This is a genomic window from Halomonas lysinitropha (assembly GCF_902500215.1).
In the GTDB taxonomy this organism is placed as follows: Bacteria; Pseudomonadota; Gammaproteobacteria; order Pseudomonadales; family Halomonadaceae; genus Halomonas; species Halomonas lysinitropha.
This window is the reverse complement of sequence record NZ_CABVOU010000031.1, coordinates 68,351-82,215: the sequence shown is the minus strand read 5'-3', so window position 1 is coordinate 82,215 and position 13,865 is coordinate 68,351. Positions and strand designations below refer to the sequence as shown.

Here is a 13,865-nt window from a genome sequence, read left to right as displayed (position 1 = left end):
TAGCTTCCCGGCTAATCGGCACAGGAGTCTGTCACGGCAAAAGGATGGTAGAGCCAGTGGTCTTGCGCCCCTGCAGGGCCTCCTGGGCCTTGCCCGCCTCGGCCAGGGGGTAGCGATGCGAGATGTCGACCTTCACCTTGCCGCTCTCCAGCATCTCGAACAGCTCACCGGCCATCCACTCCAGCCGCTCGCGGGAGTCGGCATAACCATTCAGGCTCGGCCGGGTGACGAACAGTGATCCCTTCTGGTTGAGGATGCCGATGTTGACGCCCTCCACGGCGCCGGAGGCATTGCCGAAGCTGACCATCAGCGAACGCGGCTTCAGGCAGTCCAGCGAGGTCTCCCAGGTATCCTTGCCCACCGAGTCGTAGACCACGTCGCACATCGCGCCGCCGGTCAGCTCGCGCACCCGTTCGACGACGTCTTCGCGCGAATAGTCGATGGTCGCCCAGGCACCGTTACGCTCGGCCAGGGCCGCCTTCTCCGGCGAACTCACGGTGCCGATCAGCTTCACGCCCAGCGACTTGGCCCATTGGCAGGCGATGGAGCCCACGCCCCCGGCAGCGGCATGCCAGAGGATCGTCTCGCCGCCCTCCAGGGGACAGGTCTGGCGCAGCAGATACTGTACGGTGAGGCCCTTGAGCATGCTGGCGGCGGCGGTCTCGACGTCGATGGACGCGGGCAGCGCTACCACCTTTTCGGCCGGCAGCACGTGCTGTTCGGCATAGGCGCCCAGCGGGCCCTGAGCATAGGCGACCCGATCTCCCGCCTCGAGGTGGGTGACGCCCTCGCCCACCGCCTCGATCTCACCAGCCCCCTCGGTGCCCAGGCCGGAGGGTAGCGACGGGGCCGGATAAAGGCCGGTGCGAAAGTAGATGTCGATGAAGTTGAGACCGACGGCCTGGTTCCTGACACGGACCTCACCGGCCCCCGGCTCGGCCGGGGTGACGTCGATGATATCGAGGACCTCGGGTCCACCGGTGCGAGCGAACTGGATACGCTTGGCCATGGGGATATTTTCCTTGTGCTGCCTGGGGATGAGCCCACCAGTCAAGCGCCGTGGCCCTCCGGGGTCAAGCCACGTCATCGTCAGAGCGTGGCGGGAAAGGACGCCAGGCCCTGAAGGAAGCGCGCCTTGTAGTCATCGAACTGCTCACGATCGCGCTTGAAGGACTGGATCACTGCCGCCTCGTCGAAGGTCAGCGCCCGAGGCAGGTCCTCCAGGGAAGTGGCAGGATGCTTGGGTCCCAGTCCGATCCGCACGCCGGCCTTGCCATCCAGCCAGCGGGTGATACCGGCCTCGCGGAAGCGAGCCTCCTGCTCGACATCCCGGGCATCGACACGCAGGGGAGCCTTGAGCGCCAGCTCGGCGACCAGGCGTTCGGCCGGCCGTGCCACGCCTTTCTGTTCATGTTCCTGGTCCGGATTCTGGTCCAGCTCGGCCAGCAGCATTACCGTCATGCTGCTGCCGAGTTCATCCAGCACGAGCAGGGCCAGCGCCACCGGGCGTGAATGATCATCCACCAGCGCCAGCACTCTCGCCGCCTCCTGCTTGACCAGCACCCCCAGCGTGCCGGCGAAGGTCGCCAGTGGCCTGAGCCCAGCCTCCTGGCCATAGGCCTCGGCGCATAGCCGGGCCAGGCAGGCCTCGCGTTGCTGGGGATTCTTGATATGCACGACTCTCATCTCAGCATCCTCTTGTGCGGCACCATCACCAGGGCCCCATCATCCGGGTCAAAGTCGCGCAGCCTACCATATCCAGATCATGGCGAAGGGCGATACCCTGTAGGCCACTGCCTCGCCGCCAGTACGCGGCACCTCGCTGACCGGACGCCTGTTCATGCCTCACTCCGACATCTCCCTGCCCCGTCTGATCGCCCATCGCGGCCTATCCGCCCGAGCGCCGGAAAACACCCTGACCGCCGTTCGCGAGGCCAAGCGGGCCGGCTGTGATTGGGTCGAGCTCGATGTTCAACTGCTCGGCGATGGAACACCGGTGATCTGGCATGACAACGGCGTAAGGCGCTGCTCGAACAGCCGCGGCAAGCTGGTGAAGCTGACGCTGGACAAGGCCAGAGCCCTGGATGTCGGCAGCTGGTTTCACAAGGACTATGCCGGCGAGCGCATGGCCACCCTGGAAGAAATGCTTGCATTGATCGGCTCGCTGGACATGGGGCTCAACCTGGAACTCAAGGTCAATCAGGGTCGCAGCGGCCAGGCACTGGTCGAGGCCGCCCTGCCGATGGCGTTGCAGGCATTGCCGGCCGACCAGCTGATCGTGTCATGCTTCGATGCCCAGACCCTGGGGGCCGCGCGGGCCCTTCAGCGCGACGCGGAATTGCTGCGTATCGGCCTGCTCTACGACAAGCTTCCCGCCGACTGGCAAAGGCAGGCTGAAAGACTCGATGCCTTCAGCCTGCACCTCAACTGGCGCAAGCTGAAGAAGAACAACGCGCGAACCATCAAGGATGCCGGCTACGCATTGTTCTGCTACACCCCCAACGATCCGGTAGCGTTCCACCCGACCTGGGAGTGGGGCGTGGACGGCGTGATCAGCGACGACCCCTCACTGTTCACCCACTACCTGCCCGACGCCTGAGCATACCGCCGACGACCACAACGGCCCTGGGGTGAACCCGCAGCACCAGCGTGACCGGGGATAACCCACACGACCGACGTGCCAGGCTCAGGGCACGGCAACGAACACCCTGGAACCCTCCACCTCGGCACTGGCCAGGCGCTGGCCATAGAGACGTTCCAGAACCTCGGGTAGCAGCATGCTCGGCGCCGGGCCCCAGCAGGCCTCGCCATCGGGGTAGAGCAGCAGCAGATGGTCACACCAGCGAGCGGCCAGGTTGAGGTCATGCAGACACATCATCACGGCGCGGCCGCCGGCCGCCTGCTCGGCCAGCAGCCGCATCACCGCCACCTGGTGGTGCAGGTCCAGATGATTGGTGGGCTCGTCGGCGAGCCAGACGCCCGGATCCTGGGCCAGCAGAGTGGCGATCGCCAGCCGCTGGCGTTCGCCACCGGAGAGCGTGGCCACCAGACGCTCGCCCAGCTCGGCCAGGTCGAGTCGCGCCAGGGCGCGATGCGCCAGCGCCAGGTCCTCGGCGGTTTCCATCTGCCACGGCGAAAGCCAGGGATGGCGGCCGATCAGGGCGGTCTCCCCCACCGTGGCAGGAAAGCCGTCGTGATGCTCCTGGAAGACCAGCCCCAGGCACTGGGCCAGCCGGCGACGGCGCAGGCGCGACAGCGGCACGCCATCGACTTCTACGCGACCGCATCGCGGTGCGCGGAGCCCTGCCAGGGTATGCAGCAGGGTGGTCTTGCCCGCACCGTTGGGGCCGAGCACGCCCCACATCTGGCCCGGGAGTACCGTGAGGTCCAGGGGATCCCCGCCATCGCGGTCGGGAATATCGATGACCAGCCCTTGCGCCTCCAGACGACTCATCAGCGGCTCCGATGCAGCAGGTAGAGGAAGGTCGGCACGCCGAGCAAGGCGGTGATCACCCCCACCGGCAGCTGCTCGGGGGCGATGATCGTTCGTGCCAGGGTATCGGCCAGCACCAGCAGGGTGCCGCCGGCCAGGGCACAGGCGGGAAGGATCAGCCGCTGGTCGTTACCCAGCACCAGGCGCAGCATGTGCGGCACCACCAGTCCCACGAAGCCGATGCTTCCCGCCGTCGTCACGGCCACGGCAGTCACCAGGCTCGCCAGCAGGTAGATCAGCCACTCCAGCCGTCGAACCGCCACGCCCAGCGCCGCTGCCTGCAGCCCGCCCCGGGCCAGCACGTTAAGGCTTCGCCCGAGCGGCACCACCAGCAGGCAGACCAGAGCCAGCAGCCCCAGGGCGGCGCCCGGCGCACGCGCATGGGCCAGGTCGCCCATCAACCAGTAGAGCATGCCCGGCAGCTGTCGGGCCGGACTGAGCGACAGGATCAGGGTGATCACCGCTCCCCAGCCGGACGCGACAACCACGCCGGTGAGCAGCAGTCGCGATGGCGTCCAGCTGCCGGTGCCATGGGCCAGGCCGAACACCAGCAGGGTCGCCGTCAAGGCACCGGCAAAGGCCGACCCCGAGATCAGGGCGCTGCCCAGCCCCGCCAACATCGCCAGCAGGGCCCCCACCGCCGCGCCGCCGGAAAGCCCCAGCACATAGGGGTCCGCCAGCGGGTTGCGCAGCAGTACCTGCATTAGGGCACCGGCGACCGCCAGCAAGCCGCCGGTAGCGAAGGCGGCCAGGGCACGCGGCAGGCGCAGTTCCAGAATCAGGGTGCGTGAAAGGGCCTCGCCGCCGCCCGCCAGTGCGACGAGGCTCTCCTGCAGAGATACCTCGGTACTCCCTGTAGCAACGGCGAACACCAGGGCGGCCAGGGCGAGCGCGGCCAGCACGCCCAGAGTCACCGCCAGGTGACCAGGCGTCAGGTGCCCTTGGGCCTTGACGATTCGGCTTTGGCTTGAGCTAGCGCCGCCCACGCGCCACCTCCAGCTTTTCACAGAGGAGCCGGCTGCCCTCCAGCAGGCGCGGCGTGGGCCGCTGGAGCAGCGAAGGAGGCACAAAGAAGAGGTTGTCGCGAGCCACCGCCGTCAGGTCGGGATAGCGCCGCCAGTAGTCCAGCCAGCTGCGATTCTCCTCTCCCCGCCCCCCGGCAAGGAGCACCTCGGGGTCGGCCGCCAGCAGGGCTTCCTCGCCGATGCGCGGCACCAGCCGCGACAGGTCACCGAAGACGTTCACGCCCCCACACAGGGTGACCACCTTGCCGATCAGGTGCTCGTCGTTGACGGTCATCAGTGGCGAGTCCCACACCTGATAGAACACCGGCACCGGGGGCGCGTCGGCATGGCGCGCCGCCAGCTCGGCGAGCCCCTGGCGAAAGCGCTCGGCGGCCTGGCGCCCCTGCGCCTCGCTGCCCGCCAGCCGCGCCAGCCGTTCGAGGGCCGTGGCGATGCCCTCGAAATCCCGTGGCTCGATCCGGAACACCGGCACGCCCAGCCGTTCGAGGCGCTCTACCTGCTCGGCAGGGTTGCCGGTGACCCAGGCAATCACCAGGTCCGGCTGAAGGGTGACCAGACGCTCCAGGTCGAGGCGGTCATGGCTGCCCACCGAGGGCAGCTTGACTGCCTCGGGCGGAAAATCGCTGTGATCCACCACGGCCACCAGCCTGTCCCCTGCGCCAGAGGCGAAGAGCAGCTCGGTAGCCCCGGGGGAGAGCGAGGCAATCCGCTGGGCCGGCGCCGCCAGGCAGACCTCGCGGCCACCGTCGTCTATGGCGCAGACCTCATCGGCAAGGACTCGCCCGACAAGGCCGAACAGTACCGCGAGCAAGACCCCCAGCATGACCGGCAGGCGAGGGAACACTGAGGGCTCCTTACCGGCCAAAGTGGACGCTGACAAAGGCCGCTCGGCCTGCGTTGATGTAGTCGAACGGGATGGCTTCAAAGGTCACAGGGTCAAAATCCGACCCGCGTGCGGTGGCATACTCCTTGTCCAGCAGGTTGTCGACCGTCAGCCTCGCCGACCACATCGGTGCAAAGTCCCACCCGGCCCGCAGATCGACGATGCCATAGCCAGGCAGTCGCTGCTGGTTGGCGCTGTCGTTGTAGCGGTGGTTCTGCGCCATCCAGGAAGCACCCAGCGACCAGTCGCCCAACTCCCGATCGAGATCAAGACGCAGGCTCTGGGTGGCACGGCGCGCCAGCTGGTTACCGGTGTCGCGGTCCTTCGGGTCGGTATAGGTGAACGCTGCCGCCAGCGTCCAGCCATGGAGTTCGGCGCCAGCGGATAGCTCGGCACCATGAATCCTTGCCTCATCGACGTTGACCGGCCGGAAACTGGCATCCAGTGCGATCAGCTCGTCCACCTCGGTCTGGTAGGCGACAAGATCCCAGAACCAGGCGTCATACTGACCCCGGATGCCGAGCTCGAACGTCTCGGATGATTCGGCATCCAGGTCGGGATTGCTCGAGCCAACAAAGGGAAAATAGAGCTCGTTGAAGGTGGGGGCACGAAAGGCGGTTCCATAACTGGCGCGGGCAACATGGTACTCGTCCAGCTCATAGCCCAGTGCCAGGCTGCCGGTGAGCTCCTCTCCGAACGCCTGATTGTCGTCATGGCGCAGACTGAGCTGTGTCGTCAACGGCTGGAAGTCCAGCAGCCCCTGGGCAAACACCGCCAAGTTGTCGCGGCTCTCCTCGTCGAAGGCGAGTCCGGATGTCTGGCTGTCACCCAGATCATCTTCACTGTACTCGGCGCCGAACACCACTTCATGCCGCCCCATCGCCAGGGTGTTCTTCCACTCGGCGGTACGGGTTCGGGTCTCGAACAGGGAGCTATAGGTCGGTGCCAGGGAATCGCGCTCGTCACGCGCCTCGCTGAGGGTGACACGACTCGTCCAGGTATCCGTCACGGGCGTTTCTGCATACACCGCCGCCACCTGCTGAACGAAGTCATCCTCTGCAGGCCCAGAGGCATCGAATTCCGTGCTGCCACGGCCGCGAAGCGCCAGCATGCCGACTTCACTGCCCCCCACAAGGGTGTGCGAGAGCCTGACCAGGCCGGCGGTGTTGTCGTACCCCTTGTCATCGCCGTCGCGGCGCACTGGTGCGCCCTCGGTATCGAAACGGCTGGCGGCGAAGTGATAGCGGGTGCCACCCTCGGCGCCGGAGAGGCTGGCGGAGTAGCGCTGAGTCTCAAAGGAGCCGCCACCAACGGAAAAGCGCGGCTGGGGGTCACCCTCCTGCCCTTCCGGCGTAAACAGCTGGATCACGCCGCCCACTGCATCGGCACCGAAGAGGCTGCCGCGAGGCCCTCGCACGAGTTCGGCACGCTCGAACATGCGCGGATTCAGGAACTCCCAGGACGCCGCCCCCGTGGTCGCCGAACGCAGTCGAATGCCGTCAATCATCAGCACATTGGCATTGCTGCCCGTGCCGCGGATGAAGACGCTACTCTGCTTGCCGAAATTCCCCTGGGTGGTGACATCTACCCCGGCCTGGCCACGCAGCACCTCGGTAATGCTTGAGGGATCCTGGCGGCGCAGAGCGGGCTCGTCGATGACGGTCACGGACGAGAGGCTCTGATCGGCGGTGCGAGGCGCCAGGGCGGCGGTTACGACCATCGGATTGAGCTCGACGGTAGCGGACGCCTGATCGTCGGTGCTCGGCTGGGCGTGGATGGCCAACGGCAGTGCGGCAAGGCCAAGGGCGGTCAGGCCCAGGGCAGTATGGTCTCGGGTTGTCATGGTATGTCCCTTGCTCGCCGTGCTCACCCGCACGGCGTGATGGCGTGTTGAGTGCCGAGGCGGCAAGGGTCGAGGAAGTAGGACGAACGGAAAAGCGGCGCCAGCCCAGCCTCCTGGTTGCCCACCGCAACCCGGCATGAACTCTCCGGCCGGTCTCCGGGCTTACGAGTGAGTAGCGGGCATGAAGCAGGCCCGACCTCCGGAACGACCGCCTTCCCGTGCCGCAGCACAGTGACGTGATGGCCGTCCTTTCCTCGATTACCGTTGCGGGGGCAGCGTCGGAATGGAATCACCGACTTCCCGTTTCACTGGCAGAGATTTCCACCAGCACCGTAGAGTTGCGCGTACGCTAGCAACCCCTCGATAAAGCGTCAACGCGCACCTTGCGGCGGGTTGACCTGGCGCAGCTTATCGTCCGGCGGGCTGACAGCGCAGCGGCCCCCATTTATACTGATCATTCATACAGCAAACAGGCTCCCTCGATGGTCCATTACTCGAACCGCGACCGGGAGGCCCGCAAGGGTCGTGGCGCCACCTTTGACCCCCACAATCGCTTCGCCCCGACCACCAGCGAGCCGGTCGATGACGGCTGGTGGCAGGAGGAGGCGCCGACGAGCCTGGCCACCGAGATACGCGAAGAGTGCACGCTTAGTGCCCTGGCCTGGAACCGCTCACCCGACCTGCCCTTCGACCGCTCGATCAATCCCTATCGTGGCTGTGAGCACGGTTGTGTCTATTGCTACGCCCGACCTAGCCACGCCTACTGGGATCTCTCCCCGGGGCTGGACTTCGAGACCCGGCTGATCGCCCGAACCGGCCTGGTGGAGCGCCTGAGGGAAGAGCTGTGCAAACCCGGCTACCAGTGCCGCTCCATCAACCTCGCCGGCAACACCGATGCCTACCAGCCACTGGAGGCCCGCTACGCCACCACTCGCGCCATATTGGAGCTGCTGCTCGAGTGCCGCCATCCGCTGACCCTGGTGACCAAGGGCGGACTGATCCTGCGCGACCTCGACCTGCTGCGGGATCTGGCCAGGCAGCGCCTGGTGCGGGTGATGGTCAGCCTTACCAGCCTCGATACCGAGCTGAAGCGCACCCTGGAGCCGCGGGCCGCCTCGCCGTCCGCGAGGCTGAGAGTGATCCGCACCTTGGCTGAGGCCGGCATTCCAGTGGGAACCCTGGTTTCACCGGTGATTCCCGGGCTGACCGACCACGAACTCGAACGCCTGCTCGAGGCCGCCGCCAATGCCGGCGCCACCACCGCCGGCTGGATGCTGCTGCGACTACCCCGGGAAGTCGCCCCGCTATTCGAGGCGTGGCTAGTCGAGCACTACCCCGAACGGGCCGGCAAGGTGATGAGCCTCATCCGCCAGTGCCGCGGCGGCGAGGTCTACGACAGCCGTTTTGGCAAGCGCATGCGGGGCGAGGGCGTGTTCGTGGAACTGCTCGAGCAGCGCTTCAGCAAGGCCTGCCGCCACCTCGGTCTCAATGACCCGGCGGCCGTGGCGAACCAGAAACTGGATACCTCGGCTTTCCGACCTCCCCGCGTTCAGGGGGATCTTTTCGAGTAGAAGGGAGGCACGCTTGCACACCGCGATTCGCTGCTATGCTGGAATATCGTAAGACATGGAGTGATGAAGCACTCCGGCACGACAACCACAATACCGGCCCGGCATGCGCACAGGACGACCCGCCCCTCGCACGCCAGAGCCTGCCAGGAGTCCCGCCATGACACGACAACCCCCCGATACCAGGACACGTGGCATTCATGAGCTGTATGCCGAGGATCCCGAAGCGGCCGACCGCAAGCTATGGGGTCGAGAGGTCGACCCCGTCACCCGCCGCGGCTTCCTGAAACGCTCCAGCCTACTCGCCATGGCCGCCGCCGTGGGAGGCTCCATCCCCTTCGCCGATCGCATGCCAGGCGGGCTCATCCCCGCCGCCCTGGCCCAGAGCGAGGAACCCTTCACCCTGGAGGGCAAGGAGGGGTTGACCGTCCTCAACGACAGGCCCATCAACGCCGAAACGCCCCCGCACCTGCTGGACGACGATGTCACTCCCGGCAAGGTGATGTTCGTGCGCAACAACGGCATACCGCCGGCGATGGCGGATATCGACGTCGACGCCTGGCAGCTGGAGATCGGCGGGGAGTCCTGCGAGAACCCCCAGAGCTTCTCGATCGCAGAGCTCAAGGAGCGCTTCGAGCACCACACCTATCAGCTCCAGGTGGAGTGCGGCGGCAACGGCCGCAGCGAGTATGTGCCTTCGGCCAGCGGCAACCAGTGGACCACCGGTGCAGTGGCCTGCCCCACCTTCACCGGAGTGCGCCTGCGCGACGTGCTCAACGCCTGTGGGATCAAGAGCGACGCCGTCTACACCGGTTACTACGGTGCCGACGCCCATGCCAGCGGTGACCCGGGCAGGGACCCAATCTCTCGCGGCGTCCCCATGGAGAAAGCCCTTGAGGACGAATCGCTGATCGCCTGGGCAATGAACGGCGAGGACATTCCCTATCTCAATGGCCATCCCCTGCGCGTGGTGTGCGGTGGCTGGCCGGGGTCGGTGTCCGGCAAGTGGCTGCAGCGCATCGTGATCCGCAACCAGAAGCATGACGGCACCAAGATGGGCGCCCCCTCCTACAGCGTGCCCAAGCACCCGGTGGCGCCGGGCAGCAACGTGCCCAAGGAGGACTTCGTCACCATCCAGTCGATGCCGGTGAAGTCGCTGGTCACCTTCCCGAAGTCCGGCATCGACCATGCCCTCGGCGAGGCCATGGAGGTTCGCGGCCATGCCTGGGCCGGCGATCTGGCCGTGAAGGAGATGCATGTCTCCATCGACTTCGGTGCCACCTGGCAGAAGGCCGAGCTGAAGGACCCGCCCAACCGCCTGGCCTGGCAGCGCTGGACCACCACGGTGGAGTTTCCGGAGCCCGGCTACTATGAGGTCTGGGCCAAGGCCACCGACGAGGAAGGCCGCGCTCAACCCATGGTCGTCCCGGGCTGGAACCCCAAGGGTTACCTCAACAATGCCTGTCACCGCATCGCGGTCCAGGTGGCCTAGGAGGTAACCATGAAGCCTTTACACGCACTCGCCATGCCGACACTGGGGGTGGCCCTGCTGTGCCTTCCCCAGTTGTCGGGGGCCCAGGAGACGGACCCGGATACCGGCCTGGTCAAGGCCGAAGGCTGGGAGACGGTGCGCAACAACTGTACCGCCTGCCACTCGGCCAAGCTGGTCACCCAGAACAGCGGCTCCCGCAACCACTGGCAGTACCTGATTCGCTGGATGCAGGATACCCAGGGACTCTGGGAGTTCGAGGACGAGACCGAGGAGACCATCCTCGACTACCTCGCCGAGCACTACGGCCCCAAGGAGGGCGCGCGACGCCCGCCGCTTCCGCGCACGCTGATGCCGGACAATCCCTACTCCACGGTCGCCGATTCCGGCTGACCTCCGGCGTTGCCGTCAATACAGGCCCCTCGCGAGGGGCCTGTTCTCGTTCGGGGACCAGACCCTAGCCATGGGAAGGGATCAGGGAACCAGCACTGCGGCGCCGGAAAGCCGCCCCTCGCGCAGGTCCTCCAGCGCCTGATTGGCCTCTTCCAGGGGGTAGGCCCGGGTCTCGGTGCGGATCGGCACCTCGGGGGCGAGCGCCAGGAACTCCTCGCCATCGCGCCGGGTGAGATTGGCCACCGAGCTCAGGCGGCGCTCCTCCCAGAGCAGGCGATAGGGAAACGAGGGAATGTCGGACATGTGGATGCCTCCGGAGACCACCGCCCCGCCGGGACGCACCGCGGCCAGCGCCGCAGGAACGAGCTCACCCACCGGGGCGAAGAGCAGCGCGGCGTCCAGGCGTTCGGGCGGCGCCTCGTCGCTGCCCCCCGCCCAGGCCGCGCCCAGCCGGCGCGCGAAAGCCTGGGCTTCGTCATCGCCCGGGCGAGTGAAGGCATAGATCGTTTGCCCCCGCTCAACGGCGAGCTGGGCCAGGATATGTGCCGCGGCACCGAAGCCGTAGATGCCGATCGTCCGGTTCGTCTCGCCACCGGCCAGCCGCCAGGTGCGGTAGCCGATCAGGCCGGCACACAGCAACGGGGCGGCGGATTGAGGATCCTCGACATCCAGCGGAAAGCAGTAGCGAGCATCGGCCACACAGTACTCCGCGTAGCCGCCGTCGCGGGTATAGCCGGTGAACTCGGCCCGTTCGCAGAGATTCTCGCGGCCGGCCCGGCAGGGATCGCACTCGCCGCAGGTCCATCCCAGCCAGGGCACCCCGACCCGGGTGCCCGGGGCCGGCCCCTGAACACCCTCTCCCAGCGCGGTCACCTCACCGACGACTTCGTGGCCCGGGATCAGCGGCAGGCGGGGCTCGGAGAGCTCGCCATCTAGGACATGAAGGTCCGTCCGGCAGACCCCGCAGGCCAGCACGCGCACTTGCACCTCGCCGGGGGCTGGCGCGGGGCGCGCCACCTCTTCCAATTCAAGTGGCTTGCCCGGCGCATGAAGCACCATGGCACGCATGGACTCACTCATCGACTTTCCTCCTGCTGCTGAACGTATTCACTGCCCGCAGGATAGCCCGGCCTTCAAGCAGAGACCTTGACCTCGTAACCGGTAAACTTGCGCAGATTGATCACGCCGCTGTCGAGAATCAGGTACTGGCCCTTGATGCCCTGCAGGACGCCGGCCACCACGGGATGCTTGTCCAGGTTGTGGGAGACCACCTTGGTGGGGAATTCGAGCACAGGGTAGTCAAAGCTTGAGGGTGACGTGTCTAGGGGACGTATGGCGTCGGCTCCGAAACGTTCACGCAGGTTGGCCAGACCGGCGTCAAGGCGCGCCAGCAGGCGGTCCCTCTCGGCCACCAGATCGAGAGCCCGAGTCTCGCCCTTGAGCATCGCTCGCCAGTTGGTGCGATCCGAGACGGCCTCCTTGAACAGCACCTCAACGAAGCCCGACTGCTGGCGGGTATCCACCTCCAGGATGGGCAGGGCCTGCACGGCCCCCTGATCGAGCCAGCGGGTCGGCATCTGGCTGGCGCGGGTGATCCCCACCTTGAGACCGGAGGCGTTAGCCAGATAGACCACATGGGGCTGGAAGCAGTGGCGCTCAGCCCAGTCGGGCTCGCGGCAGGTACCTTCGAAGAAGTGGCACAGCTCCGGCTTCATGATGCAGGTGTCGCACTGGGCGAGCCGCTTGAAGCACGGGTAGCAATAACCCTGGGCAAAGCTCTTCTTCGTGGCCCGGCCGCAGTGAGTGCAGGCGATGGCGCCGGTCCACTCCAGGCGCATGGGTTTGCCGAGGCGGGCGTTGAGGTCCAGGCGGGCCTCGCCGGCCCGCAGCACATAGCGGGCCGGAGCCCCCGGCTCGACGGCCATCTTGCTCAGGCAACCCTGCAGCGCCGTGGCAGCATCGATCGACTCAGTCACGGCTGGCGTCCCGGGCCAGGCCGGAACGTTCAGGGGACACGCCCGCCCCGCTGCTGGCGCTTCCGCAAGTACGCCGCTCCAGGTAGCCGACGCGCTCTTCCTCGGGGACCCGGTTCTCCACTTCGTAGCGCATCACCGCCTCGAGGCACAGCTCGGTCTGCTCGGCTGTCAGCATCCGGCCATCCGGCCACTTGCGCAGCGACACGGCCCGCTTGAGGCTCTCGTAAATGGACGGGGTCATCTGCTGGATCATGCGATCGAAGGACATCTCGCTCATGACGGGTCTCTCAGGATTGTCGGCGGGCACGACCGGAATGATACCAGCCCAGTGCCAGGCCCACGACCAGCCCGCCCAGGTGGGCCTCGTTGGCCACGTTGCCGAACCCCACCATGGCAGCCATGTCGGTCATCGCGAAGACCAGCCAGCCGAGCATGAAGACCACCAGCATCTGAGGCACGAAGAAGCCGCTGTGCGGCGCGCGCCGCGACATCAGCCAGACATAGGCCAGCAGCGCGAAGTCGACGCCGGACATGCCGCCGAACAGCACGGTCCCGGTGGCATACTGGGCCAGGTTGGCCCCGACGCCGGCGACAAGCAGAAGCGTCAGCATTCTGGTACTGCCCTGCAGCGCCTCCACCTGGCGACCGAAGTACCAGAGCCACAGCATATTGAAGATCAGGTGCATCCAGCCGAAATGCAGGAAAGCCGGTGACAGAAGCCGCCACACCTGACCCGAGGCAAGGGCCTCACCGAGGTTGCCGAAGGCCAGGCCGCCATTGGCCACGACCACCGGCACGATGGTCAGTGCCGCAACTACGCCATCGCCGAGCACTCCCATGGCGGCGAAGACCGCCAGGCACAGCGCCAGCGCGAAGGACGTCACGGGCACCTGTCGAAAGGGGCCAAGCAACTCGCCGGGCGAACGACTCGTCGCCGGCGCCTGCTCGGGCATCAGCGGCTTCCCCTGCCGCCAGCGCTCGAGCAGCCTGAGCATGGCGTCGTGCTGCTCGGGGTCCACCAGCCAAAGCACTTGACCATCGCTCTCCTCGGTGACGCGATGCCCGATGCGGTGGGCCCAGAGGGCGCGTCGCAGCTCACGGGTGTCGACATCATGGGGCAGCAGGATTACCCGATACATGGCCTCTCCGTCAGTGACAGTTGGCGAGCATGGCGTGATGGCGCGTACCGGTCACG

General features: G+C 66.7%; 14 protein-coding genes and 1 riboswitch. Of the genes, 4 read left to right on the top strand and 10 right to left on the bottom strand.

Annotation, left to right across the window (positions count from 1 at the left end; genetic code table 11):
- Positions 1–31: 31 nt before the first annotated feature.
- Together HALO32_RS08495 and HALO32_RS08490 are read right to left on the bottom strand one after the other, a co-directional pair.
- The gene (locus HALO32_RS08495; RefSeq protein ID WP_151443354.1) at positions 32–1,009 is read right to left on the bottom strand and encodes a quinone oxidoreductase family protein; all 978 of its coding nucleotides are present in this window, start codon (positions 1,007–1,009) and stop codon (positions 32–34) included.
- Positions 1,010–1,089: 80 nt separating this feature from the next.
- The gene (locus HALO32_RS08490; RefSeq protein WP_151443353.1) at positions 1,090–1,686 is read right to left on the bottom strand and encodes a hypothetical protein; all 597 of its coding nucleotides are present in this window, start codon (positions 1,684–1,686) and stop codon (positions 1,090–1,092) included.
- Between the two features lie 154 nt (positions 1,687–1,840).
- Here HALO32_RS08490 and HALO32_RS08485 point away from each other — a divergent pair, with 154 nt between their 5' ends.
- Positions 1,841–2,599 carry a glycerophosphoryl diester phosphodiesterase gene (locus HALO32_RS08485; RefSeq protein ID WP_151443352.1) on the top strand — a complete coding sequence of 253 codons (759 nt, stop codon included), beginning with the start codon at positions 1,841–1,843 and terminating at the stop codon, positions 2,597–2,599.
- 87 nt (positions 2,600–2,686) lie between these two features.
- Here HALO32_RS08485 and HALO32_RS08480 read toward each other — a convergent pair whose 3' ends face one another.
- Genes HALO32_RS08480 through HALO32_RS08465 form a run of 4 tightly spaced genes read right to left on the bottom strand, consistent with a single transcriptional unit; the run spans position 2,687 to position 7,244 of the window.
- Entirely contained in the window at positions 2,687–3,454 is a 768-nt protein-coding gene (locus tag HALO32_RS08480; RefSeq protein WP_151443351.1) for an ABC transporter ATP-binding protein, read from the bottom strand.
- Positions 3,454–4,428 carry a FecCD family ABC transporter permease gene (locus HALO32_RS08475; RefSeq protein WP_325063454.1) on the bottom strand — a complete coding sequence of 325 codons (975 nt, stop codon included), beginning with the start codon at positions 4,426–4,428 and terminating at the stop codon, positions 3,454–3,456. The genes HALO32_RS08480 and HALO32_RS08475 overlap by 1 nt, the downstream gene beginning before the upstream one ends.
- A gap of 37 nt (positions 4,429–4,465) precedes the next feature.
- Positions 4,466–5,341 carry a cobalamin-binding protein gene (locus HALO32_RS08470; RefSeq protein WP_151443414.1) on the bottom strand — a complete coding sequence of 292 codons (876 nt, stop codon included), beginning with the start codon at positions 5,339–5,341 and terminating at the stop codon, positions 4,466–4,468.
- 31 nt (positions 5,342–5,372) lie between these two features.
- Entirely contained in the window at positions 5,373–7,244 is a 1,872-nt protein-coding gene (locus HALO32_RS08465; protein ID WP_151443350.1) for a TonB-dependent receptor domain-containing protein, read from the bottom strand.
- A gap of 130 nt (positions 7,245–7,374) precedes the next feature.
- Positions 7,375–7,594, bottom strand: a riboswitch (cobalamin riboswitch).
- A 132-nt stretch (positions 7,595–7,726) separates the two neighbouring features.
- Here HALO32_RS08465 and HALO32_RS08460 point away from each other — a divergent pair.
- The 3 genes from HALO32_RS08460 to HALO32_RS08450 all read left to right on the top strand — a co-directional run bounded on the left by HALO32_RS08460 (position 7,727) and on the right by HALO32_RS08450 (position 10,694).
- The gene (locus HALO32_RS08460; RefSeq protein ID WP_151443349.1) at positions 7,727–8,815 is read left to right on the top strand and encodes a PA0069 family radical SAM protein; all 1,089 of its coding nucleotides are present in this window, start codon (positions 7,727–7,729) and stop codon (positions 8,813–8,815) included.
- Positions 8,816–8,972: 157 nt separating this feature from the next.
- Complete coding sequence (locus HALO32_RS08455; RefSeq protein ID WP_151443348.1) at positions 8,973–10,304, top strand: sulfite oxidase; 1,332 nt, start codon at positions 8,973–8,975, stop codon at positions 10,302–10,304.
- 9 nt (positions 10,305–10,313) lie between these two features.
- Positions 10,314–10,694, top strand: coding sequence for a hypothetical protein (locus tag HALO32_RS08450; protein ID WP_225809855.1), 381 nt, complete (start codon positions 10,314–10,316; stop codon positions 10,692–10,694).
- Between the two features lie 81 nt (positions 10,695–10,775).
- On the opposite strand, the gene HALO32_RS08445 is transcribed toward HALO32_RS08450, so the two are convergent.
- Genes HALO32_RS08445 through HALO32_RS08430 form a run of 4 tightly spaced genes read right to left on the bottom strand, consistent with a single transcriptional unit; the run spans position 10,776 to position 13,809 of the window.
- On the bottom strand, positions 10,776–11,774 hold the full coding sequence (locus tag HALO32_RS08445; RefSeq protein ID WP_225809853.1) for a zinc-dependent alcohol dehydrogenase family protein: 999 nt from the start codon (positions 11,772–11,774) through the stop codon (positions 10,776–10,778).
- A gap of 53 nt (positions 11,775–11,827) precedes the next feature.
- A complete protein-coding gene (locus HALO32_RS08440; RefSeq protein WP_151443411.1) occupies positions 11,828–12,619 on the bottom strand; it encodes a DUF2797 domain-containing protein in 792 nt (263 codons plus the stop codon).
- Positions 12,620–12,662: 43 nt separating this feature from the next.
- Positions 12,663–12,947: a YeaC family protein gene (locus HALO32_RS08435; protein WP_151443347.1), complete on the bottom strand. Its 285-nt coding sequence runs from the start codon at positions 12,945–12,947 to the stop codon at positions 12,663–12,665.
- Between the two features lie 10 nt (positions 12,948–12,957).
- Complete coding sequence (locus tag HALO32_RS08430; protein ID WP_151443346.1) at positions 12,958–13,809, bottom strand: rhomboid family intramembrane serine protease; 852 nt, start codon at positions 13,807–13,809, stop codon at positions 12,958–12,960.
- Between the last annotated feature and the right edge of the window lie 56 nt (positions 13,810–13,865).

What these genes read in the sequence shown, in the direction of transcription:
- HALO32_RS08460 (WP_151443349.1), top strand. Translation starts at nt 7,727, where the DNA reads ATGGTCCATTACTCGAACCGCGACCGGGAGGCCCGCAAGGGTCGTGGC.
- HALO32_RS08440 (WP_151443411.1), bottom strand. Translation starts at nt 12,619, where the DNA reads ATGGCCGTCGAGCCGGGGGCTCCGGCCCGCTATGTGCTGCGGGCCGGC.
- HALO32_RS08485 (WP_151443352.1), top strand. Translation starts at nt 1,841, where the DNA reads ATGCCTCACTCCGACATCTCCCTGCCCCGTCTGATCGCCCATCGCGGC.
- HALO32_RS08435 (WP_151443347.1), bottom strand. Translation starts at nt 12,947, where the DNA reads ATGAGCGAGATGTCCTTCGATCGCATGATCCAGCAGATGACCCCGTCC.
- HALO32_RS08495 (WP_151443354.1), bottom strand. Translation starts at nt 1,009, where the DNA reads ATGGCCAAGCGTATCCAGTTCGCTCGCACCGGTGGACCCGAGGTCCTC.
- HALO32_RS08445 (WP_225809853.1), bottom strand. Translation starts at nt 11,774, where the DNA reads ATGAGTGAGTCCATGCGTGCCATGGTGCTTCATGCGCCGGGCAAGCCA.
- HALO32_RS08430 (WP_151443346.1), bottom strand. Translation starts at nt 13,809, where the DNA reads ATGTATCGGGTAATCCTGCTGCCCCATGATGTCGACACCCGTGAGCTG.
- HALO32_RS08450 (WP_225809855.1), top strand. Translation starts at nt 10,314, where the DNA reads ATGAAGCCTTTACACGCACTCGCCATGCCGACACTGGGGGTGGCCCTG.
- HALO32_RS08470 (WP_151443414.1), bottom strand. Translation starts at nt 5,341, where the DNA reads ATGCTGGGGGTCTTGCTCGCGGTACTGTTCGGCCTTGTCGGGCGAGTC.
- HALO32_RS08455 (WP_151443348.1), top strand. Translation starts at nt 8,973, where the DNA reads ATGACACGACAACCCCCCGATACCAGGACACGTGGCATTCATGAGCTG.
- HALO32_RS08480 (WP_151443351.1), bottom strand. Translation starts at nt 3,454, where the DNA reads ATGAGTCGTCTGGAGGCGCAAGGGCTGGTCATCGATATTCCCGACCGC.
- HALO32_RS08490 (WP_151443353.1), bottom strand. Translation starts at nt 1,686, where the DNA reads ATGAGAGTCGTGCATATCAAGAATCCCCAGCAACGCGAGGCCTGCCTG.
- HALO32_RS08465 (WP_151443350.1), bottom strand. Translation starts at nt 7,244, where the DNA reads ATGACAACCCGAGACCATACTGCCCTGGGCCTGACCGCCCTTGGCCTT.